Origin of the sequence: Leucobacter sp. G161, assembly GCF_001482305.1 — a bacterium.
GTDB lineage: Bacteria > Actinomycetota > Actinomycetes > Actinomycetales > Microbacteriaceae > Leucobacter.
Genome location: NZ_LOHP01000075.1, coordinates 19566 through 41260 on the forward strand (window position 1 = coordinate 19566; position 21695 = coordinate 41260).

The following is a 21695-nucleotide window of genomic DNA, read 5'->3' on the forward strand; positions in this document are numbered from 1 at the left end:
CCCTACTGCGGGCTCTGCGCCCACAGGTCGGGACCGAAGACCTCGTAATGGATATTGCCGGTCGGCACGCCCTTCGCGATCAGTTCGCGGCGCGCTGACTGCATGAATGGCAACGGCCCACACATGAAGACTCGCGCATCGGTCGACACCTCAATGTCGGAGAGATCCATCCACCCGGCGCGCGCCGGGGCGAGTGTCGGAGCGGACTCAGCCCCGTGCTCGTACCAGTTCTGGGCGCTCGCGTCTGGCATCGCGAGCACCTGCCTGCGAAGACTGTCGTAGAGCGCGTGATCCGCGTGCGAACGATCCGCGTGGAACATGCGCACGCGTCGAGCGGGCTGTCGGCGCGAAACGTCCTCCATGATTGCCGCGACCGGAGTAATGCCGATACCTGCAGAGACGAGCACGAGCGGCGTATCGGCATCGTCGAGCACGACGTCACCCGCTGGCTGCGACACGTCGAGTGCAGTGCCGGGCACCGCATGCTCCCACAGCCAGTTCGAGACCAAGCCGTCTGGCGCTCCGTTCTCGCCAGCTACACGCTTGATCGTCACCCGCAGCGCGTCGCCGCGTGGTCCAGACGAGATCGTGTATTGACGGGGCTGGCGCTCCCCTGACGGCAGCTCGACCGAGATCGCAACGTACTGGCCGGTGCGATACTCGGGGACGTCGCCCGACACGGGGGCGAGCAGCAGCGAAAACACATCGTCGGACTCCTCGATGCGTTCTGCCACCCGGTACGCGCGCCACGGCTGCTCCGGGTCAGTGCCGCCGAGCGCATACAGCTTCGCCTCCTCAGCGATGAGCGCCGTCGCGAACAGCCAGTAGACCTCGTCCCACGCCGCAGCAACCTCAGGCGTAACCGCGTCGCCCAGCACCGTTCCCACCGCCTCAAGCAGAGGCTGGCCGACAATCGTGTACTCCGGCGCCGTGATGCCGAGGGAGACATGCTTATGCGCGATGCGTTGCATCACCGGAGTGAAGTCGGGAGCGTCGGGGTCAATGAGCTGCACCGCGAACGCCACAACCGAGGCGGCCAGGGCCTTCGGCTGCTCGCCAATGGCCTGGTTCGCCGAGTTAAACACGTTGCGAAGTTCGGGGTGGGCTGCAAACATTGCCGGATAGAACGTGGCGGTAATTTCGTCGGCGCGCGCGGCGACCACCGCCGCCGTCGCGGCAACCGTGGCGTGGGATTGGGGGGACAGTTTCATGGACACAATGCCTCCTGATCGAAGTGGTGTTGTCACCAATTCGATGCTGTCGCATTGCCCGATTCGCTGCCCTCGGTTCGACCGTGAGTATTCGGCCAGGCCTGCCCAAACTGTCGCCCTCGGGCCCTAGTCGAACTCTGGGGTCACGCTCTCACAGTGCACGGCTTCGCCCGGCGCGCCCGTTTCAGACGCGATCTCCCGAGCACCGTCGAGCAGGATGCGGCAGGTCGCGCTGACGTCCTCCGGCGGTGTTGCGGAGACACTGGCAGAGTCACCGGTTACGACGATCGCCATCGCAGTCCAGGCGAACGTCCCGTCGGTGGTGGCTGACGTCGCCACGTGCGACACCTGCTCGGTGTGCTGCTCGGTCATGCGGTCTTTCGCATCGAGGTAGGACACTTCGCTGAGCTGCGCGGGGGCGTCGCCGTCAGTTGTCACTTCGTAGGTGACACTCCAGGCATCCGCAGCAGACTTCGCAACGGTGTCGATGACGCCGCAGCCCGAGAGCGTGAGGCCGAGCGCCAACGCGCCGCTCGTCGCAATCGCCAGTCGAGTGAGGGGTTTCGTGTTGTTCATACTTCGAGGTTATGCGCCCGTACAGCGGGCCGGATCGGCCTCCGGTGCCGCTGTACCTGGCCCCGCGGGATGATCGCTGGACCGCAGAGTGGTACCCAGGTACCAGGTCGGGCCGGGTGGATCAGTGATCCGCCCGGCCCGACTCTTGGCCGGTGGTTGTGCTGGCAGGTCGCCCTGACGGCGGCCTTCGCTCCGCTGGCGGCCAGGCGGTATCGCCGCCTCGGCAGCTGCTTCGGGCAGGCTGCTATCGAGGTCAGACAACTCTGCGCAGAGTCCTCGAGAGCCTGCCGGATCGAGGTCGCATCCTGCGTGGGCCGCAAGCTGCGCAAAGCACACGAATTGGACACGGGAGTTTCCTTCGCGAAGCCCGAGCCGCGAGGCTCGCGCTGGGTAGGGTACCGAAGCACTCATCAGGCATTTAGTCTTCACGGAAATTTACCGGCCCTCCGGACCTCCCTTGTGGCTGGGCGGTACTCGGCTGTGGCGGGTTGCTCGCCATTCTTGGCGGTAACTAGCTCCTCGCTATCGAGCGTGTACCGGCTTCCGGCGTCAGTGAGGAGTCGTGATGAGCGCGGTATCGCCCGACTCACTGGAAGGCCCGAAGCGCCAGTGGTTCGTAGCGAAGCCACGCCCAGCCTGAGTCGCTGACCTGCCCTGCCCTCAGCGAGGTCAGGAGTGATCGGCAGCAAAACAGTCCTGACCTCGCTGAGATTATGGCTTTTGAACGTTGCTCATCACTGAGGTCTGCACCTGCACTTGTGATGAGCCCGGTATCTGACCCAGCGTCCCCGCTTTTCAAGCCCGCGCCAAGTGCTGTCATGAGTACGATCCAGGTTCGTGAGTTCCCCGCATTGGAACTGTGCAGCAGAGAACGGCGGGCCGCACGGGGCGGCTCTCCTACACCCCGCAGCCCCCTTGGCCTCATCTACAAGCAAGCCAAGGACCGGGATGAGTGTGGAGTTCTCGGTTGTTCTGGTAAGCCAGAGAACCCCATAATCGATCTCTCCGTACTCATGCGCAAACACATCGCGCATCCCAGAGATGCGCGCCCGCATTAGGCCGCATAGACATCCTGCGCTCGCTCAAAGACTGACGCCTTGAAAAAGGGTTTTCACCGAGCGTTCCATGACGAGGTCTACTCTCCGCCCAACAATCCGTTCCAGCTCGAACTTCAGGTCGAAGTAGTTGCGGAACAGATTCTCCCGCTCGCGCTGAAAGGTGACAAGAACATCAATGTCGCTAGTCTCTGGATTGAACCGGTCGGTGATCGCTGATCCGAACACTCGAAGCCGTTCCACGCCGTACCGCTCGCAAGCGCGCCTGATCGTATCTGTATCGAGAACCGGGGCGACATCAAGGCATCCAGTGCGCAGATCGCCACCGACTCAACCAGGCCGTCAACGGGTTCTTCACAGATCAGGGGCTCTTCGCAAGTGAAGGTGTAGCGGCATCGGCGGGGTTCGCGATGGGCCCGGCATTTCCCCACTCGCTGAAGGCCAGAAGCACTTGACGCGACGAACTCACCTGGGGAGCTGCGACAGGCACACGGCCCGCGCCAATCTGCCCTCCACGGCAAGGGCGCGAAGCGCCCGCGGCAGCCGGCAGTACACGCGCCTGCACGCGGGCGCGTTGAAGCCTCTTTTCGTTATGGCCACCAGTTTCCTCAGGGAAGGGTAGGCACAGCTTCAGTGGCTCACAAACCATGACCTCAGCGAAGTCATGAGCGATTTGCCGAAAAAGAATCATGACCTCGCTGAGGTCATGGCTGTTGAGCGTTCCGAATCGCTGAGGTCTACACATTCAATTGCGAAGAGCCAGATGAGGTTGCTCCACCCAGTTTCAGATGCCGGGTGTCATGAAGACTCATCCTGCTGGCCGGTCGTGCTGACGGCGGTCTTCGCCCCACTGGCGGCAAAGCAGTACCGCCGCCTCGGCGCGTAGTGCGGCCCATGACAGCGAAAGGGGGCCGGGGAGGATCATTGATCCTCCCCGGCCCCCTCGCGGGCAGCGCCGAAAGCTCGCTACTCGGCGCTTGCGCGCTCGAGCACGAGCTCGCGCACGCGGGCGGCGTCAGCCTGGCCCTTCATCGCCTTCATGACGGAGCCGATGATCGCGCCGGCAGCCTGGACCTTGCCGTCGCGGATCTTCTGCAGCACGTCGGGCTGCTCAGCGAGCGCCGCGTCGACGGCCTCGATGAGCGCGCCGTCGTCAGACACGATCGCGAGCCCCCGGGCGTCGACGATCTCCTGCGCGGTGCCCTCACCGTCGATCAGCCCTGCGAGCACCTGGCGCGCGAGCTTATCGTTCAGCGTGCCAGCGTCGACGAGCGCCACAACCGAGGCGATCTGCTCGGGCGTGATGAGGTCGGTCGCCACTGCGGAGCGCTCGTTCGCGATACGTGCGACCTCGCCGGTCCACCACTTGCGGGCGGTCTGCGCGGGAACGCCAGCTGCAACGGTCGCCTCGATGTCGTTCAGCAGGCCGCCGTTGACGACGTCGCGGAACTCGAGCGGCGAGAAATCCCACTCGGCTGCGAGCCGGCGGCGGCGCAGCGTCGGGTGCTCGGGCAGCGTGGCCCGCAGCTCCTCGACGAGCTCGCGCGACGGCGTGAGCGGTGCGAGGTCGGGCTCCGGGAAGTACCGGTAGTCGTCGGCGTCGCTCTTGGGGCGGCCCGGCGAGGTCTCGCCGGTGTCCTCGTGCCAGTGACGGGTTTCCTGCGTGATCGCGGTGCCCTCGGAGAGCAGCTGTGCCTGGCGCTGGATCTCGAAGCGCACTGCGCGCTCGATCGAGCGCAGCGAGTTCACGTTCTTCGTCTCGGTACGCGTACCGAGCACGCTCATGCCGGCGCCCTCGTTGCCGCGGGGGCGCAGCGACACGTTCGCGTCGCAGCGGATGTTGCCCCGCTCCATGCGCGCGTCGGAGATGCCGAGCGACACGACGATGTCGCGGATGGTCGACACGTACACGGCAGCGATCTCGGGCGTATCTGCCTCGCCACCGAAGATCGGATGCGTCACGATCTCAACGAGCGGCACACCGGCACGGTTGTAGTCGACGAGCGAGTACTCGGCGCCCTGGATGCGACCGGTCGAGCCACCGACGTGGTTGAGCTTGCCGGCGTCTTCCTCCATGTGCGCGCGCTCGATCGGCACGTGGATCACGCGGCCGCTCGAGAGCTCAATCTCGACCGAGCCGTCGTGCGCGATGGGGTCGTCGAACTGCGAGATCTGGTAGTTCTTGCCCATGTCTGGGTAGAAGTAGTTCTTGCGCGCGAACCCGGAGACCTCTGCGATGTCGCAGCCGAGCGCGAGACCGAGGCGGATCGAGTAGTTCACCGCGGTCTCGTTCACGACCGGCAGCGAGCCAGGCAGGCCGAGGCAGACGGGCGCGAGGTTGGTGTTCGGCTCGGAGCCGAACACGTTCGGCGCCGACGAGAACATCTTCGTCTTGGTGTTGAGCTCGACGTGCACCTCGAGGCCGATGACCGGTTCGAAGAGTTCGAGTGCCTTGTCGAAGTCCATAAGCTTCGTCTTCGCCATTACGCTGCCGCCTTTCCGGTGGTCGCGGACACAAGGGAGGGCGACTGCGCCCAGAAGGGCTTGCCGTCGCGCTCGGTGATGAGGGTTTCGATCGCTGCCGCGGCGCGGTACAGGCGGGCGTCCTCGAACGCGGGTGCCATGAGCTGCAGGCCGACCGGGAGGCCGTCCTCGCTCGCGGTGCCGATCGGGAGGCTGAGCCCCGGGATCCCTGCGAGGTTCGCGGGGATCGTCGTCGCGTCGTTGATGTAGTCCTGCATCGGATCCTCGTTACGGTGACCGATGTTCCACGCGGTCGTCGGAGCCGTCGGCGAGACGATGACGTCGACCTGGTTGAAGGCCGCCGCGAAGTCGCGCTGGATGAGCGTGCGGACCTTCTGTGCGCTGCCGTAGTAGGCGTCGTAGTAGCCGGCGGAGAGCGCGTAGGTGCCGAGGATGATGCGGCGCTTCACCTCGGGGCCGAAGCCTGCGCCACGGGTCGAGCTCATCACGCTCTCGATCGTGCCACCGCCTTCCGGCTCGACGCGGAGGCCGAAGCGCACCGAGTCGTACTTCGCGAGGTTGCTCGAGGCCTCCGACGGGAGGATGAGGTAGTAGGCGGCGACCGCGTACTCGAAGTGCGGTGCGTCGATCTCGACGACCTCGGCGCCCTGCGCGGTGAGCAGCGCGACAGTTTCGTCGAAGCGAGCCTTGACGCCCTCCTGCATGCCGGGCAGCTGCAGCTGCTTGACGACGCCAACGCGCAGCCCCTTCAGGCTTGCCGGATCGACACCGTCGCGCACGGCCGCGGCCATCGACGGCCAGGCGTGGTTCAGCGAGGTCGCGTCGTGTCGGTCGTGGCCCACAACGACGTCGTGGAGCAGCGCCGTGTCGAGCACGGTGCGCGCGCACGGGCCGATCTGGTCGAGCGAGGAAGCGAGCGCGATCGCGCCGTAGCGGCTTGCGCCACCGTAGGTGGGCTTTGCGCCAACGGTGCCGGTGAGGGCTGCGGGCTGGCGGATCGATCCACCGGTGTCGCTGCCGAGCGCGAGCGGCGCCTGGAAGGCGCTCACGGCCGCGGCAGAGCCGCCGCCCGAGCCGCCCGGGACCTTGCCGATCGCCCACGGGTTATGGGTGGGGCCGTAGGCGGAGCTTTCCGTGGAGGAGCCCATCGCGAACTCGTCCATGTTCGTCTTGCCGATGTTGATGAGACCGGCGGCGCGCGCCTTCGCGACCACGGTCGCGTCGAACGGCGAACGGTAGCCCTCAAGCATCTTCGAGCCGGCCGTCGCGGGCATGTCGGTCGTGACGAGAACGTCCTTGAGCGCGAGCGGTACACCGGCGAGCTCGCCGAGCGTTTCGCCCGCTGCGCGACGCTCGTCGATCGAGCGGGCAGCCGCGAGCGAAGCCTCGCTGTCGGTTGCGAGGAAGGCGTTGAGTTCGCCGTTGGTTGCGGCGATCCGGTCGAGGTGGGCCTGCGTCGCCTCGACGGCGGAGACCTCTCCCGAGCTGAGCTTGGCTGCGAGATCCGCAGCGGTCAGCGTAATCAATTCACTCATTACTGCTCCTCCCCCAGGATCGACGACACGCGGAACATCCCGTCGGCGGTTGCCGGCGCGTTCTGGAGCGCTTCGTCGAGCGTGAGCACGTCAGCGATCTCGTCGACGCGGGTGACGTTGCTCAGCGGGATTGGGTGGCTCGTCGCGGGGACGTCGTCGGTTGCGACCTCGCTCACCTTGGCGATGTTCGTGAGGATCGAGTCGAGCTCAAACGTGAGCCCCTCGACCTCGGCGTCGCTCAGCGCGATCCGGGCAAGACCGGCGAGATGCGCGACGGTCTCCGTCGTGATCTCGGTGCCGGGCGCGGCGCTATTGGCCGCAGAAGTTTCAGGCATGCTGCTCCATCATGGATTGGGAGTGGTTCTCAACCTGTCCAGTCTAGCGAGCGACGGCTCCGAAGACAGCCAGGGCACAGGCTAACGCGATGGGACGTTGCGCGCGCTATGCCGTGGCGAACTCCCCGTTCACCATTCCGCTCACGGCCATCGTGGCCTGCGGGTCGAAGCGGGTCTCGGCCCCGGGCGAGAGGTCGAGCCCTGCCAGCTCTACCCACACGACGTTCGGGTTCGACGTCGATTCGAAGAAGTAGCGCCCGACGGTGAGGTCTGCGACCGTGCGCCAGCGCGTCGTCGAGACATTCGGGCGCACCGGATCTGCCGTTCCGAAGGGGGCAGAAGCGTTGCGGATAACGCTGAACACGTAGGCCGCGGCTTCTCGGCCGCTCGTTGTGTGCGGCAGCCGGGAGGAATAGAACGCTGCCCGCGCGAAGCGATCAGGCGAGTCAGTGCCGCCCGGGAGCGGGTCACTGCCGCCGAGTCCCGCGTAGCGCCGTTCGAGTTCGAGCTGTTCTTCATACAGCGGCGAGTTCGCCATGACGGTGTAGTCGCTGCCGTGGTGGACGGTGAGCTCGCCTGCGACGAACTCGATGATCGCCGAGTCCCCGCCCGCATCTGCGAGGGCGATGTGGCCGGTGCCAGGCTTACCGCCGATATCCAGCGGAATGATCTGCACGTTACTCGAGGTGAGCCACGCCACGGCATCGGCGACGGCCCCAAACCGATCGAGCAGACACTGGATGGCTTGGGCGAGCGCGAGCCCTGGCCGGGCGATGTCGCGTGTCCCATAGTCGGATTCGGCGAGATAGAGACCGCTCACCTGGAAGCCGACCTCATTGAGCCCGTCGACAGCGATCTCGCCGTACATCAGGCAGACAACGCTTCCGAACTCCGACGTCCACGTGAACGACGCATCGTCACCGGGCGCACTCTCGCGGTGCTCTCCCCGCGGCCGGACCGCAAGGACCGTTCGGGTGTCTTCGAACCAGTCCATGCTGCGCCCAACGAGCACGTTGCCAGAGCCGGGCGCACCCTCCGAAGACCACAAGAATCTCGTACACATAGTCACACCATAGCTGTAGCTCGCCGCCTCGTGCCATCACTATTCCAGAGGCCCGAGCAGCCCCGTCGGTGGCTCGTAACGAGGTGCACGTCTACGACGCCGATCGCGCTCATGAGGGCGTACATGGTCGTGGGGCCGACGAAACGAAATCCGCGCTGCTTGAGCGCGGCGGCGAGCGCGGCAGACTCGGGCGAGGTGCTCGGCACGTCGTCATCCGTCGCGGGGGTGGGTGACTGTTCGGGAGCGTGCTCCCAGATGAGGTCGCTCAGCGTTTCGCCAGCTTCGTGCAGCGCGAGCACGGCGCGCGCGTTGGCGATGGTTGCCTCGATCTTTGCCCGGTTCCGAATAATCCCGGCGTCCGCGAGCAGTCGTTCGACATCGGCGTCGGTGAAGCGCGCGATGATGCTCGGCTCGAAGTCGTGGAATGCTCGTCTAAACGCCTCACGCTTGCGGAGGATCGTGAGCCACGACAGCCCAGATTGGAAGGCCTCGAGGGTTAGCCGTTCAAACACACCCCGCTCATCGGCCACAGGCATGCCCCACTCGGTGTCGTAGTACTCCGTCAGCAGCGGGTCTTGCGTGGCCCAGCCTGAACGGATGAGGGGCGATGGACGTTCTGTCATGGGGAAGATCCCTCCTCGATGTCGCGAGCATCACCTCACGGTGGGTATGTTCAGCGTAGCCAGCGCCTGTCAGCCGGAGCAGCGGTCGGCGACATCTGTGGATAACTGTTCGGGGTTCGGCCTCATTCCGCCGCGTTGGGGAGGGCGGACGGCCCTTCCGTCACGAGGATCGCAAAGCCGGCTGCGTCAAGCACCGGGATCCCGAGCTCTTCGGCTTTCGCAAGCTTCGATCCCGCCCCGGGGCCGGCCGCAACGAAGTCGGTCTTCTTGGAGACGCTCGCGGCGGCCTTGCCACCCGCCTGGATGATCGCCTCTTTCGCACCGTCACGGGTGAAGCCGTCGAGGGCACCTGTCGCAACGATCGTGAGCCCTGAGAGCACGCCCTCAACGCTTGCGGCCGCCCCGGGGCCTGCGTGACCAGGCGTCGCCCACTGCACGCCAGCCTCCGCCCAGCGGTCGACGATCTCGACGTGCCACTCCACCTCGAACCAGGCCAGCAGGGACTCGGCGATAATCGAGCCGACGCCCTCAACCTGCGCGAGCTCCTCAGCGGTCGCCGCGCGGATCGCCGCGAGCGACCCGAACCAGTCGGCAAGCGCACGCGCGGCTACTGGCCCGACGTGTCGAATGTTCAATGACACCAGCAGCCGCCAGAGCGGCTTCGTCTTCGCTTTCTCAAGCTCGGCGAGGAATGTCACCGCGTCTTTCGACGGGAGTATCTGCTCGAAGTCCTTACGCACCTTCGCGGCTCGCCGTTCCGCGGGAGTCTTGTCTTCCCATCCCGGCGGATACGTCCGTTCGATCTTCTGGAACGGCTTGCGTCGGCGGGGAACGTCGGTGCCATCTTCGAGGACAGGTTCACCGGTCTCGGCGTCGCGCACGATGACCTCGATGGGAACGAGTTCCTCGAGTGTGAGGTCGAACAACCCCGCCTCTGTTTCGAGCGGCGGCGTGGCTGGCACCTCGGGCTGCGTCAGCGCTGCCGCAGTGATCTCGCCGAGCACCTCGATGTCGAGCGCTCCACGCGACCCGATGTGCTCGACCCGGCCGCGCACCTGCGCTGGACAGGCGCGCGCGTTCGGGCAGCGCAGATCGATGTCGCCTTCCTTCATCGCGCGGAGTTCGGTGCCACACTCTGGGCAGTCGCGCGGCATCTCCCATTCGACCTCGCTGCCGTCGCGGCGTTCGAGCACCGCGCCGAGGATCTCGGGAATCACGTCGCCGGCCTTCCGCAGCACGACCGTGTCACCGATGCGCACGCCCTTCGCGCGCACGACATCCTGATTGTGCAGCGTCGCCTGGCTGACAGTCGATCCCGCCACCTTCACCGGAGCCATCACCGCATACGGGGTAGCTCGGCCCGTGCGCCCAACGCCGACCCGGATGTCGAGCAGCTTGGTGTGCACTTCCTCGGGCGGGTACTTGAAGGCGATCGCCCAGCGCGGCGCGCGGCTCGTCTCCCCCAGCTCAGCGTGCAACGCGAACTCGTCGATTTTCACGACGATGCCATCGATCTCGTGGTCGATATCGTGGCGGTGCGCCCCCCGGTCTTCGATGAAGTCAGCGACCTCATCGACGGTCTCGAACACGCGCGAGTGTGGTGAGACCGGCAGGCCCCACCCCGCCAGCAGTCCGTACGCGTCGGATTGGCTTTCGAACGACGGGTGCTCCCACGCACCGATGCCGTGAACATAGAGCGACAGTCGGCTGAGCCGCTCGCGCATGAGTTCCAGCTCCGCGGGGGTCTTCTTGTCGGCTCGCTGCCGGAGGCTGCCAGCCGCCGTGTTCCGCGCGTTCGCGAACTCCGGGTAGCGGATGGTAATCCGGTCTTCTTCCACGCCCTTTGCGCGTTGCTCGGCGGCGAACTCAGCTTGCAGCTCGTGTTGCCGTTCGTTCAGCGCAATGAAATCCTCACGACGCAGGAAGATCTCACCGCGCGCCTCGAAGAACTCGGGAATGCCTTCGCCAGTTAACTCGCGCGGGATCACCGAAATGAAGTCAACGTTTTCCGTGATGTTTTCGCCCACACGCCCGTCACCGCGGGTGGTCGCGGTCTCCAGCACCCCATTGCGGTAGGCGAGGCTGATCGCGAGCCCGTCGATTTTGAGTTCGGACAGCCAACGCACCTCACGCCCGGCGGCCGCGCGCGCCTTCTCGGCCCACTCGCGAAACTCGTCGATCGAGAAGACGTTATCGAGGCTGAGCAGCCGCTCGGCGTGTTCGTGCTCGGGGAACCCGGCGGACACCAGCGCAGCCCCGACCTCCTGCGTCGGGCTGTCATGCCCGGCAAGCTCGGGAAACGCGCGCTCAATCGCTTCGAGCCGCCGAAACAGCACGTCGTATTCAGCGTCGGACACCAGGCTGACGCCCTGAGAATGGTAGGCGGTGCGGTATCGCTCGATATCCGCGGTGAGCGCCTCGCTCTCGGCGCGCGCCTCATCGAAATCACTAGGGATCACAGCTGCATCAGTCACGCATCCAGTGTACGATCCACCGCCGACGTCGCGCTGCAGCCAGCCCAAGAACTCAGCGGGCCACGGGCGCTAAACGGCCGCGTGCTCCCGCACCGAGATCGCGCGATCGACCGTGAATTGGCCAAGCACCCGCGTGCCGCGGTACAGCACGGCGGTCTGCCCGGGAGCGACCCCCGACAGTGGCTCGGTCTGCTCAAGATTGATGTCGACGACGACCTCGTGCGTGGCGTCGGCGCGGTGCTGCTCAGTGCGGTCCTCGTCCAGGATTGGCACGACGCGCGCTCGCGCCGGAACCGGGTCCGCGTGAGCGCGAATCTGCACGTCACAGTCGAACGTCTCGGTGAGGTCGAGCCCGGGCTCTCCCGCCCACGTGAAGCGGCCACCGGCAATGCGGGAGATGTCGAGCATCTCCTTGGGTCCGACCACGACCTGGTTGGACACCGGGCGAATGGACAGCACGTACCGCGGGTTGCCGTCTGGCGCAGGCACCCCAAGCTGCAGTCCACGCCGTTGGCCGATCGTGTAGCCGTGCGCGCCGTCGTGTTTGCCGACGACCGCGCCGGCCTCGTCGAGGATCTCCCCAGGCTCGCGGTCGAGATGTTCCGAGAGCCACCCGCGCGTGTCACCATCGGGAATGAAGCAGATGTCGTGACTGTCGGGCTTCTGCGCGATCTGGATGCCGCGGTCAGCGGCCTCCTCACGAATGAGGGCCTTCGACGGGGTATCTCCCAGCGGGAAGTAGCAGCGTTCGAGCTGCGGGCCCGTCAGCACGCCGAGCACGTACGACTGGTCCTTCGCCCACGCACTCGCCCGGTGCAGTTCGGGACCACTGCCGCCGTCAACGAGGGTGGCATAGTGGCCGGTCGCGACTGCGTCGAAGCCGAGCGCTATCGCCTTGTCGAGCAGGGCAGCGAACTTGATCTTCTCGTTGCACCGCATGCACGGGTTGGGCGTGCGCCCCGCAGCGTACTCCGCAACGAAGTCGTCGACGACGTCGGCCTTGAACCGCTCGCTAAAATCCCACACGTAGAACGGGATCTGCAGCAGGTTTGCCACGCGGCGCGCGTCCATCGCATCTTCGATGGTGCAGCAGCCGCGTGATCCGGTGCGCAGGGTCCCCGGCATTCGACTCAACGCCAGGTGCACCCCAACGACTTCGTGTCCTGCCTCCACCGCGCGCGCGGCAGCGACAGCGGAGTCAACCCCGCCACTCATAGCTGCCAAAATCTTCACCAGAGCAGCTTAATCCTTTCCTGGCACTCGCGCAGCGCCCAATTGGCGTTCCCGCGCCAACCGCCATGAGAACCGCAGGTCGGAACGGAGACTTGCTGCGCAAACGGACTTCGCGCGCGAGACGTTCTCGGGGGCGGCTCAGCTCAGGCCCGCGGCCCGAGCCCGGTCGAGCACGTCCGGTAGTGCGGCGAGCAACGCATCGATTTCGCGCGCCTCGCTCGCCCCACCGAGCGTGAACCGAAGCGCCCCGGCGGCTTCCTCTTCAGGCAGCCCCAAGGCCAGCAACACGTGCGATGTCTCGGCAACACCAGCCCGGCACGCGGAGCCCACCGAGACTGACACCCCACCGGCGTCCAGCAGGTAGACGAGCGAGTCGCCCTGGCAGCCGGGGAAGGTGAAGTGCGCATTACCAGCGAGCCGCGCCTCGCTTTCGTGCGGGCCGCGGAGCACGGCGGTGCGATCGACGCGCTGCACCCCCGCGATGATGCGGTCACGCAGCGCCGTGAGGTGGGACACATGTGCGCCCAGCGGGGCGCTGCCACCCGGTTCCAATACCTCGTCGAGGGCTGCAGCGAAGGCCACCGCACCCGCAACGTCCTGGGTGCCCGAACGGCCACGCTGCTGGGATCCGCCGTGAAACAGCGGTTCCAGCGTCACCCGGCGCCCGACAACGAGGGCGCCGACACCGACCGGCCCGCCGATCTTGTGCGCGGACACGCTGAGGTAGTCAGCGCCAACCGCGGCAACGTCGATGCGAGCCTGACCGAGCGCGGCGACCGCATCGACGTGCGTCGGCACCCCGGCCGCACGAGCGACAGCACACAGCTCGGCCACCGGCTGCAGGGTGCCGATCTCGTTGTTTGCCCAGAGGAAAGAGACGAGGGCAATCCGGTCCGGACCGCACTCGCGAATCGCCTCGGCGAGCACGGCTGGGGTGATCCGACCAAGTGCATCGAGCGGCAGCCACACGAGCTCGGCGCCCTGGGTATCCCGCAGCCACTCGACGGCCTCGATCGTCGCATGATGCTCCCCGTCGGCGACCAACACGACCGGCCGATCGGCGCCGCGCTGCCGGGACCAGAAGGCGCCCTTCACCGCGAGGTTGATCGATTCGGTGCCGCCGCCGGTGAGCACGAGCTCTGCCGCGTCGCAGCCCACTCCGGCAGCGATCCGCTCTCTCGCCGCTTCAAGCGCCTCGAGTGCCCGCTGCCCGTGGCCGTGCGTGGAGGCCGGGTTACCTACCTCACGCAGCGCACGCATGTACGCCTCGAGCACGCCATCGCTCATCGGTGATGTCGCGGCGTGGTCGAGGTAGGCGTAAGCGTTCACCGGGCTCCCCTGGGTCGTCCGGGCTAGTAGAGCAGGCTCGCGAGCCTGCCGCGAGCCGCAATCACGCGCGGATCAGCGAGCCCGACAACCTCGAAGAGCTCCAGCAAGCGGTTACGGATCTCCGTCCGCGCGTCGTCATCGCCAGCAGCGAAGAGGTCGAGCAGCCGCAGGAACGAGTCCTCAATGTGTCCGCCGGAGAGGTCGAGGTCAGCGACGCGCATCTGCGCATCGAGATCCGTCGGGTTCGCCGCCGCGGTCGCGCGAATGTCTTCGAGGGTGTGCCCCTGGAGCCGCTGCAGCAGCTTGGCCTGCGCAAGCGCAGCCTTTGCCGTGGCGTCAGCCGGTGACTTCTGCAGCACCGCTTCCCACTCGCGCACCGCGGTATCGAAGTCGCCGCTCTCAGCGGCCTCGAACGCGGCGAGGTGTGCTTCGGGGATCTGCGGTTCTGCCGGCAGCTCGGGCTCGGCTGCGCCTCCGTCGGGGGCGTTCACGCTTCCGGTGACGCCGTTCTCCTCGGCCAGTTGCACGAGACGGACGAAGAACTCGCGAACCTCCTGCTCAGGGACCGCGCCCTGGAACAGTGGCACCGGCCGCCCGCCTACCATGGCAACCACGGTCGGAATGGACTGCACCTGGAACGCCTGGGCAAGGCCCGGGTTCGCATCGACGTCTACCTTCGCGAGCAGCACGCGGCCCTCGAGTTCGCGCGTCACCTTCTCGATGATCGGGCTGAGCGTCTTGCATGGCTCGCACCACTCTGCCCAGAAATCAAACACCACGGGGACGACAGCGGAGAGCTGCGCGACCTGCTCGAAGGTCGCGTCAGACACGTCCATCACGAGCGACGGCACGTCAACCGTCTGCGGCGCCCCGGGTGCCGGCTGGCCGCCGGGTGCCGCAGCTCCGGGCGCTCCGGGCGCCTGGGGTGCGTTCGCGCGCTGTGCGAGGTGGCTGAGGTCGACTCCCCCGCTGGGGATCCGCTGCGGCATTTCCGTTGACATGAGTTACTTCCCTGCTCCGACCAGCTCGCTCGTCACTCCGAGGAGCTGAATCTGTGATCCGTCTTCTTTGCTTGGCACGAAGAAGAGCAACTGGTGTGCGACACGTCGCACAATCTTGTCCTGCTGACCTGAGAGCCCCGATAGCGCGGCGACGGCGCCCTCGGCCTGCGGCTTGTAGCGGCCGCCATCGGAGTCGACGACCTGCGACTCGATCACGGTCGTCGCGATGAGCGCGCCGCCGGCACCGGTCGAGAAGCTCACAATCGGCTCCTCGCCCTGCGCGACCGCAACCGAGTACTTCTGGGTCTTGTCGTCTGCCTCAGACTTGGCCTTCTGTTCATCGACCCACGCCTTGCCGTAGTGCTCGAGGAGCGGATCTTCAGCGAGGTCAAACGGCGCGGCCTCTGGCACCTCGGCGCCACCCTGCAGGATCGCAGCGTACGAGGCGCCGACATCGGCAGGCTTAATCACGAGACTCTCAATGTCGTCGGAGAGCAACGCGGTGCCCTCCTCCGCGGGAGCTGCCTTCGGCATTTCAATACCACCGCGCAACGAGATGACCCGTGACACGCGGTAATCGGCCTGCGGCACTCGCTGCGTGACGACGAGCGCGAGCGACGGCGCATCGGTCGCATTGCCGTCTGCGTCGGTGCCTGCTTCAGAGGCGACGGTGACGAACAGTGTGCGCGGCCACCCCTCGGTGCTCTGCACGAGGCGGTACCCCAGCATCTCGTTCGTGATCTTCGCCGGGACCGAACCATAGTCCACGACATCGCCGCGGATCTTATAGTTCGCGGTGCGCTGCGCGAGGGCGTCGCCCTTAAAGCGCGCCGAGATGTCGTCAACGTTCAGGCTCTCGTCGCCCTTTTCGGCTGCGCTCGCGATCCGATCCACAATCTTCTGCGTCTGCGCTTCCGACACGGGAACCGGTGCGAGACCGTTCGACTCGACGACCTCCGGCGTTGCGGTTGCCTCGGGGGCCGGGGTGAGATCCGGCCAGTAGTTCGCCGAGCAACCCGTCACCGCGAGTGCCGCAGTGAGGCCAAGGCCCGCGAGGAGCACCCGAGTTGAAGCGTAGCGTCGCTTACTATTCCGCATGGTTCTCCCCCTTCTTCGTCGGCGTTGCGTCGTCTTCGGATTCCGCAACGTCTGCGTCCTCCGCTTCCACGATCTCCGCCTCGGTCACCTCTTCAGGATCGGAATCCACCGCCTCAATGTCGGCAGCCTCAGCGGTGTCGTCTTCTGCGACAACCTCGGCGGTAATGACTTCCTCACCGGTGTCGTCAGTCGGCTCCACCGTCACGGCCTCGGCCGGTTCGGCGCCTTCGATCGCTGGCGTGTTCGCTACGCTGCCACGCTTCGGAGCGGCGGTCAGTTCAGCGGCACCCTTCGGCGACTTCCGCGAGCCACCGAAGAGATTCCGGACGCCGAGCAGCGGGCCGCTGCGGCCACGCCGCGGGCCGAGTGCTCGCTTGTCCCGGTCGAACGCGATGAGGTAGAGCACTGCTCCAAGCGCAGCAAAGAGTCCGCCTGCTGCAAGCAGCGGGCCGGCCCACGGCGTGGCCCGATCCTGCACCCAGACGAGCGCCGCTCCCTTGGGCAGGGGCTCAGCCCCTGATCCGGCGATCACGATCGACTGCTCGCCGACCGCTTCCACGGCCATCCGCGAGACACCCTCGTCGCCGGAGCGCTCATCGAGCCACAGATCGCTGCCGCGCGGGTCGAGCGGCACTGCGTTGCCCTCGTCGTCAAGCGTCAGCGCGTCCGTGGTCGGGGCGGTGCCACTCACCGGCGTGCTCACCACGGATTGGGTCGCGGGATCGATGGTGAGTTCGACATGGTCGAATGGCTCAAGCCATGCCTCGGCGTCGCGGGTGTTGGCGAGCGCGGAAAACGCAGCGTCGCCACGCATGACCACATTCGCTTGGCCTTGGACCCTCGCGAGTTCCGACACGTCGAGCACAGCGTATGGCGCGTCCGTCTCTGCTGTGATCGGGTACACGATCTCTGAAGGGCCAGCGAGGAACGTACGCTGGCCTATTCCGAGCAGCAACAACACCCCCGAAATGGCCAGCGCCACAATGGCTAGGACGTATCTCACCGAGTTCCTCCAGAGGTCCGATCAGTAGCCGCGCAAGCGCGCAGCATGTATCAACCGTATAACGGTACCCGAGCTTCCGGGGTGACCGCTGCGCAGCACATAAATAAAGCTGCCAGTTGTGAACGACTATCATAGGAGAGTCCGCCTACAACATGGCTGCGCTGTTCACTCTCGGCGCACGCCTGATCATTTTTATCGGAGGGTCCGTGACCGACTCAGCACAGCAGTTTAGTCCTGCGTTCCGCGGATACAAGCGCGAGGAGGTGGACGAACGGGTCAGCGCCCTCAGCGGACACATCGGAACGCTGCAGTCCCATCTCGAGTCGCTCCAGGCCGCACACCGCCAGTCGGTGAACGCAGAGCAGGAACAGCGGCAGCTCATCGCAGACCTTCAGGCCCAGGTTGCCGAGCTCGGCGCCTCCGGTTATTCGGGTCTCGGCCTGCGAGTCGAGCGAAGCCTGCAGTACGCCGAGCAGCACGCGCAGGGCCTGATGGCGCAGGCCGACCTTGACGCGAACAAGATCCGGCAGTCCAGCGAAGCCGAGAGCACCCGCCTCCTCACACAGGCGCAGGCCCGAGCTGACGAGCTTCTCAGTTCTGCGAACGAGCAGGCCGAGATCATGATCCAGAGCGCTCGCTCCGATGCAGCGCGGCAGGGCCACGACCTCAACGCAGAACGGGAGCGGCTGATCGCTGAAGCGCAGGCCGCTGCCGCGCAAACGCTCTCCGCCGCACAGCTGCAGTCGGAAACACTGCTCGAGACATCTGATCGCGACGCTCGTGCGCGGCTCGCGCAGGCAGAGGCCGAAGCGGAGCGCCTCGTGAGCGCTGCGCAGGAATCCGCTGCGCAGCTTCGGTCAGAGACCGAGGCTGCTTCAACGAGCTTTGTCCGGCAGAAGGACGACTACGAGCGCGAGGCCGCCGCCGAGCGCGCGCGACTGCAGCACGAAACTGAGCGCAGCCGCGCCGAGTTCGAGGCGAAGCGACACTCCGATGAGGCGGCGTTGGAGGCGCACTACACCGAGCTCGAGCGCACACTCACCTCGGAGGTCGACGCCCAGCGTCGCGCGTTGACCACGGAGATCGAGACACTTCGTGAGCGCATCGCTGAGGAGCGGCAGACGCACGAGGCGACGATTCGCGAAGAGCGCGAACAGCACGACCGAGCCATTGCGAGCGAGCGCGAACAGCACGATGCCCGCGTCACGCAGGAGCGCGAAGAACTGTCAATGCGGATCGCTCGCGACCTCGAAGCACAGAACGCGGAAATCACGACGCTCGCGACCCAGGCCGAGCGCGAACGCGAACGCACTGCCGCGCAATTCGCCACTGAACGTGAACGCGAACGCACTGCATTTGATGAGCAGCTCTCCACCGAGCGGGCGGACCATGACGGACTGATCGCCAGCGAGCGGAGCGCACACGAGGAGCGCATCGCTCGCGAGCGGATGGAGCACGATACGCAGCTCTCGCGTGAGCTTGAGCAGCACGAAGCGGTACTCGCCGAGTCACGCGCGTCCCATGACACGCAGATCGCCGAAGAACGTTCGGCGCACGACGAGCAGATCGCGAACGAGCGCGCAGCGCACGACGAGCAGATCCTCGATGAGCGCACCGCACACGAGGCACGCATCGCCGATGAGTGCACCGCACACGAGGCACGCATCGCGCAGGAGAGCGCCGATCACAGTGATCGGATCGCACACGAAAGCGCTGCACACGCCGACCGGATCGCTGCCGAAAGCCAGGCGCACGAGGCTCGCCTCAGCACGGAACGCACCGAACACGATGCCCGTATCTCCGAAGAAGTTGCACAGCACGAGACGACGCTTGCCGCTGAGGTGGACGCGCACCAGAGCCAGCTGTCCGGCGAGCGCACCACACACGATGAGCGGATCCGGGCCGAGCGGAGCGCACACGAAGAGCGGATCCAGAACGAACTCGGCGCGCACCAGGATCGCCTCATCGCAGAGTGGGAGCAGCACCGCTCGCGGATCGACGCCGAGTCGCTCGAGCAGCAGGAGCTCCTCGACGCCGCCCGGAACGCGCACGAGGACGAACTCCGTGAGCTTCGCGCCGCGCAGGAGCTCGCTCTCGCCGACGAACGAGCGACGCACGAGGCCACGCTGTCGGACGAGGCAACCGTGCAACAGGAACGGCTCGCCGCGCAGCGAATCGCGCACGAGCAGCAGATCGCGGACGAGACAGCGGCATTCGAAGAGAAGCTCCGAATCAACCGTGACGATTCCGCAGAGAAGCTCGCAATCGAACGTGAATCGCTCGGCATGCGCATCGACCGTGAACGGCAGGCCCTCGAGGACGAGCTGCGTCGCACCCGCGAAGAGCAGGCACGCGAGCTCGCAACCGCGGCCGAGCAGCACGCGGTGGACCTCACGAACGAGCGTGAGGCCGCCGAGGCAGCGATTGCACGCGAGGTCGCGGCCCAGCGCGCTGCGGTGACCGAAGAGACCACGCTCCTCCGCGCCGACACCATCGCCGAGCTCGCGGAGCTGCGCGCAGCCGAAACTGCGGACCTGGCGCAGCTTCGCGCCGAGACCGACGATGAGGTGCGAGCCAAGCGGGAAGCACTCGAGCAGGATACTCGCGAGACGGCAACCAGTCTTGCTGCGCAGCGCGAAGCGCTCGAGGCCGAGCTCTCGACCCGCCAGCATGAGGCAGCGGAAACGACGCGCGGCCAGCTTGAGTCGGCCCGGTCAGAGCTCGCCACCCTGCAGACGCAGCTCACCGATGCTCGCGAAGAGCACCAGCGACTCGTCAGCGCAGCACAGCAGGACGCGGCTCAGATCCGCGCGAACGCTGAGCGCCAGGCCGGCGAGATCGTTGTCGAGGCCGAACAGCGAGCCCAAACCACCTGGGTTGATGCAGAGAACCGTGCGACCAAGGTGCTCGCAGCAGCTGAGGATCGGATGACGCAGCTCAAGGTCGAGCGCGGTGCTGTCGCTCGCTACTTCGAGAGCCTCGGAGAGGTGCTCGGCAATGCGCAGAAAATGAACACCGTCGCCGAGAATTTCGTCGAGCGAACAGTGACCGACACGGGCGGCGCTCCCGCGGCGCCTGAGACCGCGCACGGGCCCAGCGAAGACTAGTCGCCGGCGGGAGGGCGCGGATAACTGTCCGCGCCCATCCCGCTGGCCCGTCATCGCTTATTCCGCCTGAATACGGCACGCCGAGGGGCGCCGGCTAGCCGCGACTGGCAAGATATTACCCATGACACTCACGGCGGCAGCAGACGGTTCAGCACTCGGAAACCCCGGCCCCGCAGGCTGGGCGTGGGTCATCGACAAGGAGCAGTGGCGTGCCGGCGGCTGGCCGCGCGCCACCAACAATCAGGGCGAGCTCATGGCGGTGCTCGATCTGCTCCACGCAACCGCCGCACGCGACGAACCGTTGCACATCCTCTGCGACAGCCAGTACGTCATCAACTCGGTGACGCAGTGGATGCCTGGCTGGAAGCGGCGAGGCTGGCGCAAAGCCGACGGCAAACCGGTGCTCAACCGGGAGCTCCTCGAGTCCATCGATACTGCACTTGTCGGTCGCACGGTCACGTTTGAGTGGGTTAAGGGCCACGCAGGCCACCCGCTCAATGAGGCAGCGGACGATCGCGCGCGTGCGGCCGCAGAGGCGTTCCAGCGGCAGGCTCAGCCGAACCATGGGCCCGGTCTCGCAGGCGCCGCAGCTTCTCCCGAAGTGCCTCTCGAGAGCGCAAGCACGCAGCAGGCGCCTCCGACGCTCTTCTAAGCAGGCGTCACCTGCCGCGCCAGCAGTGGGCGTGGAAGTGTCTCCTATCGCGAACGGCAACCTCGTCGCCGAACAGATGATCCGCTGGCCAGGCCACTACGTGCGCCTGGCCAACAGGTACATCGGTGCCGCACTCGGGGCAACGGTACGCCTTCTCGGCCCGATGCGCGGGAATGTCTCTCACGAACCATTCGCCACCGCGCAGCGACTCCTTCCGCGCTCCCCCATAGGCGAGTCGCGTGACGTCACGCTGTGGGCCCTGCGCGGCTCGCTGATATTTATTCGGGCCGCGTCCTCGAGCCACGGCTTACCACCAGTTGTTGGCGAGCCAGAAGTCGTATGCTCCCGACCAGCTACCGTACCGGTCGGTGGCGTAGCCGTTCGCCCAGCGCAGGTTGTCGACAGGGTCGTAGCCGCTACCGGGTACCTTGCTGCAGGGAAGCGCCTGGATCAGTCCACACGCGCCCGATGAAGGGTTCGTGGCGTTCGGGTTCCAGCCGCTTTCCTTCTGGGCGATGAAGTCGACAAAGCCCCAGTTGCCCTCAGCGATACCAGCTGCAGCCATCCACTCCGCGGGTGAGCCGCCTCCCTCGTAGCGCGGGGGCGCGGCCGGGGTGGCAGGCGCAGCAGTCTCGCCGGCCGAAGGCTCGTCGGTCTTGACCGGTTCTGGCTCGGGCTTGGGCTTCGGGTCTGGCAGCTTCTCGATGGGCACCTCGGGAAGCACGAAATCGTCGGCAGGGTCCACGTTCGGCACGAACTCTTGGAAGAGGCGGTCATCCAGCGTCGACGCAGGCACAACTTCAGCATTTGCGTCGGTCAGGGTCATAGGCGCAACCGCCGCGCCGCCGAGAAGCACAGCTACTGCAGAGACCGCTAGTGGCGCACGAAGGCGGGTCCAACGTCGGGTGGGGGTTGT

17 protein-coding genes are annotated in these 21695 nt (G+C 66.3%); 2 read left to right on the forward strand and 15 right to left on the reverse strand.

Annotated features, from left to right (window positions below; genetic code table 11):
* Window positions 1-2: 2 nt before the first annotated feature.
* The 14 genes from AUL38_RS12945 to AUL38_RS13010 all read right to left on the reverse strand — a co-directional run bounded on the left by AUL38_RS12945 (window position 3) and on the right by AUL38_RS13010 (window position 17020).
* Window positions 3-1211, reverse strand: coding sequence for a globin domain-containing protein (locus AUL38_RS12945; protein ID WP_059062797.1), 1209 nt, complete (start codon window positions 1209-1211; stop codon window positions 3-5).
* A gap of 126 nt (window positions 1212-1337) precedes the next feature.
* Window positions 1338-1787, reverse strand: a complete 450-nt coding sequence (locus AUL38_RS12950) for a hypothetical protein (RefSeq protein WP_059062798.1) — start codon at window positions 1785-1787, stop codon at window positions 1338-1340.
* A 1082-nt stretch (window positions 1788-2869) separates the two neighbouring features.
* The gene (locus tag AUL38_RS12955; RefSeq protein ID WP_059062799.1) at window positions 2870-3160 is read right to left on the reverse strand and encodes a nucleotidyltransferase family protein; all 291 of its coding nucleotides are present in this window, start codon (window positions 3158-3160) and stop codon (window positions 2870-2872) included.
* Between the two features lie 648 nt (window positions 3161-3808).
* On the reverse strand, window positions 3809-5326 hold the full coding sequence (gene gatB / locus AUL38_RS12960) for an Asp-tRNA(Asn)/Glu-tRNA(Gln) amidotransferase subunit GatB (protein ID WP_059062800.1): 1518 nt from the start codon (window positions 5324-5326) through the stop codon (window positions 3809-3811).
* Window positions 5326-6861 (reverse strand): Asp-tRNA(Asn)/Glu-tRNA(Gln) amidotransferase subunit GatA, encoded by a 1536-nt coding sequence (gene gatA, locus AUL38_RS12965; protein WP_059062801.1) that lies wholly within the window; start codon window positions 6859-6861, stop codon window positions 5326-5328. Before gatA ends, gatB begins: the two co-directional genes overlap by 1 nt.
* Window positions 6861-7196, reverse strand: coding sequence for an Asp-tRNA(Asn)/Glu-tRNA(Gln) amidotransferase subunit GatC (gene gatC / locus AUL38_RS12970; RefSeq protein ID WP_059062802.1), 336 nt, complete (start codon window positions 7194-7196; stop codon window positions 6861-6863). Before gatC ends, gatA begins: the two co-directional genes overlap by 1 nt.
* 106 nt (window positions 7197-7302) lie before the next feature.
* Window positions 7303-8259 carry a linear amide C-N hydrolase gene (locus tag AUL38_RS12975; RefSeq protein WP_083506865.1) on the reverse strand — a complete coding sequence of 319 codons (957 nt, stop codon included), beginning with the start codon at window positions 8257-8259 and terminating at the stop codon, window positions 7303-7305.
* Window positions 8260-8261: 2 nt separating this feature from the next.
* Window positions 8262-8882 (reverse strand): DNA-3-methyladenine glycosylase I, encoded by a 621-nt coding sequence (locus tag AUL38_RS12980; protein WP_059062804.1) that lies wholly within the window; start codon window positions 8880-8882, stop codon window positions 8262-8264.
* A gap of 122 nt (window positions 8883-9004) precedes the next feature.
* Window positions 9005-11356 (reverse strand): NAD-dependent DNA ligase LigA, encoded by a 2352-nt coding sequence (ligA, locus tag AUL38_RS12985; RefSeq protein WP_059062820.1) that lies wholly within the window; start codon window positions 11354-11356, stop codon window positions 9005-9007.
* A gap of 69 nt (window positions 11357-11425) precedes the next feature.
* A complete protein-coding gene (gene mnmA, locus AUL38_RS12990; RefSeq protein WP_083506866.1) occupies window positions 11426-12589 on the reverse strand; it encodes a tRNA 2-thiouridine(34) synthase MnmA in 1164 nt (387 codons plus the stop codon).
* Window positions 12590-12727: 138 nt separating this feature from the next.
* A complete protein-coding gene (locus AUL38_RS12995; RefSeq protein WP_255355619.1) occupies window positions 12728-13918 on the reverse strand; it encodes a cysteine desulfurase family protein in 1191 nt (396 codons plus the stop codon).
* A 23-nt stretch (window positions 13919-13941) separates the two neighbouring features.
* A complete protein-coding gene (locus AUL38_RS13000; protein ID WP_059062806.1) occupies window positions 13942-14919 on the reverse strand; it encodes a tetratricopeptide repeat protein in 978 nt (325 codons plus the stop codon).
* Window positions 14920-14922: 3 nt separating this feature from the next.
* Window positions 14923-16017, reverse strand: a complete 1095-nt coding sequence (locus AUL38_RS13005; protein ID WP_059062807.1) for a hypothetical protein — start codon at window positions 16015-16017, stop codon at window positions 14923-14925.
* Window positions 16007-17020, reverse strand: a complete 1014-nt coding sequence (locus AUL38_RS13010) for a hypothetical protein (protein ID WP_153006593.1) — start codon at window positions 17018-17020, stop codon at window positions 16007-16009. The genes AUL38_RS13005 and AUL38_RS13010 overlap by 11 nt, the downstream gene beginning before the upstream one ends.
* A gap of 206 nt (window positions 17021-17226) precedes the next feature.
* On the opposite strand from AUL38_RS13010, the gene AUL38_RS13015 reads away from it, so the two are divergent.
* Together AUL38_RS13015 and AUL38_RS13020 are read left to right on the forward strand one after the other, a co-directional pair.
* Window positions 17227-20127: a hypothetical protein gene (locus AUL38_RS13015; RefSeq protein WP_235590717.1), complete on the forward strand. Its 2901-nt coding sequence runs from the start codon at window positions 17227-17229 to the stop codon at window positions 20125-20127.
* Window positions 20128-20248: 121 nt separating this feature from the next.
* A complete protein-coding gene (locus AUL38_RS13020; protein WP_059062809.1) occupies window positions 20249-20779 on the forward strand; it encodes a ribonuclease H in 531 nt (176 codons plus the stop codon).
* Between the two features lie 307 nt (window positions 20780-21086).
* Here AUL38_RS13020 and AUL38_RS13025 read toward each other — a convergent pair whose 3' ends face one another.
* The gene (locus AUL38_RS13025; protein ID WP_083506868.1) at window positions 21087-21605 is read right to left on the reverse strand and encodes a transglycosylase SLT domain-containing protein; all 519 of its coding nucleotides are present in this window, start codon (window positions 21603-21605) and stop codon (window positions 21087-21089) included.
* Between the last annotated feature and the right edge of the window lie 90 nt (window positions 21606-21695).

What these genes read in the sequence shown, in the direction of transcription:
- AUL38_RS13000 (WP_059062806.1), bottom strand. Translation starts at nt 14,919, where the DNA reads ATGTCAACGGAAATGCCGCAGCGGATCCCCAGCGGGGGAGTCGACCTC.
- AUL38_RS12980 (WP_059062804.1), bottom strand. Translation starts at nt 8,882, where the DNA reads ATGACAGAACGTCCATCGCCCCTCATCCGTTCAGGCTGGGCCACGCAA.
- AUL38_RS13025 (WP_083506868.1), bottom strand. Translation starts at nt 21,605, where the DNA reads ATGACCCTGACCGACGCAAATGCTGAAGTTGTGCCTGCGTCGACGCTG.
- AUL38_RS12975 (WP_083506865.1), bottom strand. Translation starts at nt 8,259, where the DNA reads ATGTGTACGAGATTCTTGTGGTCTTCGGAGGGTGCGCCCGGCTCTGGC.
- AUL38_RS12950 (WP_059062798.1), bottom strand. Translation starts at nt 1,787, where the DNA reads ATGAACAACACGAAACCCCTCACTCGACTGGCGATTGCGACGAGCGGC.
- gatA (WP_059062801.1), bottom strand. Translation starts at nt 6,861, where the DNA reads ATGAGTGAATTGATTACGCTGACCGCTGCGGATCTCGCAGCCAAGCTC.
- gatC (WP_059062802.1), bottom strand. Translation starts at nt 7,196, where the DNA reads ATGCCTGAAACTTCTGCGGCCAATAGCGCCGCGCCCGGCACCGAGATC.
- AUL38_RS13020 (WP_059062809.1), top strand. Translation starts at nt 20,249, where the DNA reads ATGACACTCACGGCGGCAGCAGACGGTTCAGCACTCGGAAACCCCGGC.
- AUL38_RS12945 (WP_059062797.1), bottom strand. Translation starts at nt 1,211, where the DNA reads ATGAAACTGTCCCCCCAATCCCACGCCACGGTTGCCGCGACGGCGGCG.
- AUL38_RS13005 (WP_059062807.1), bottom strand. Translation starts at nt 16,017, where the DNA reads ATGCGGAATAGTAAGCGACGCTACGCTTCAACTCGGGTGCTCCTCGCG.
- gatB (WP_059062800.1), bottom strand. Translation starts at nt 5,326, where the DNA reads ATGGCGAAGACGAAGCTTATGGACTTCGACAAGGCACTCGAACTCTTC.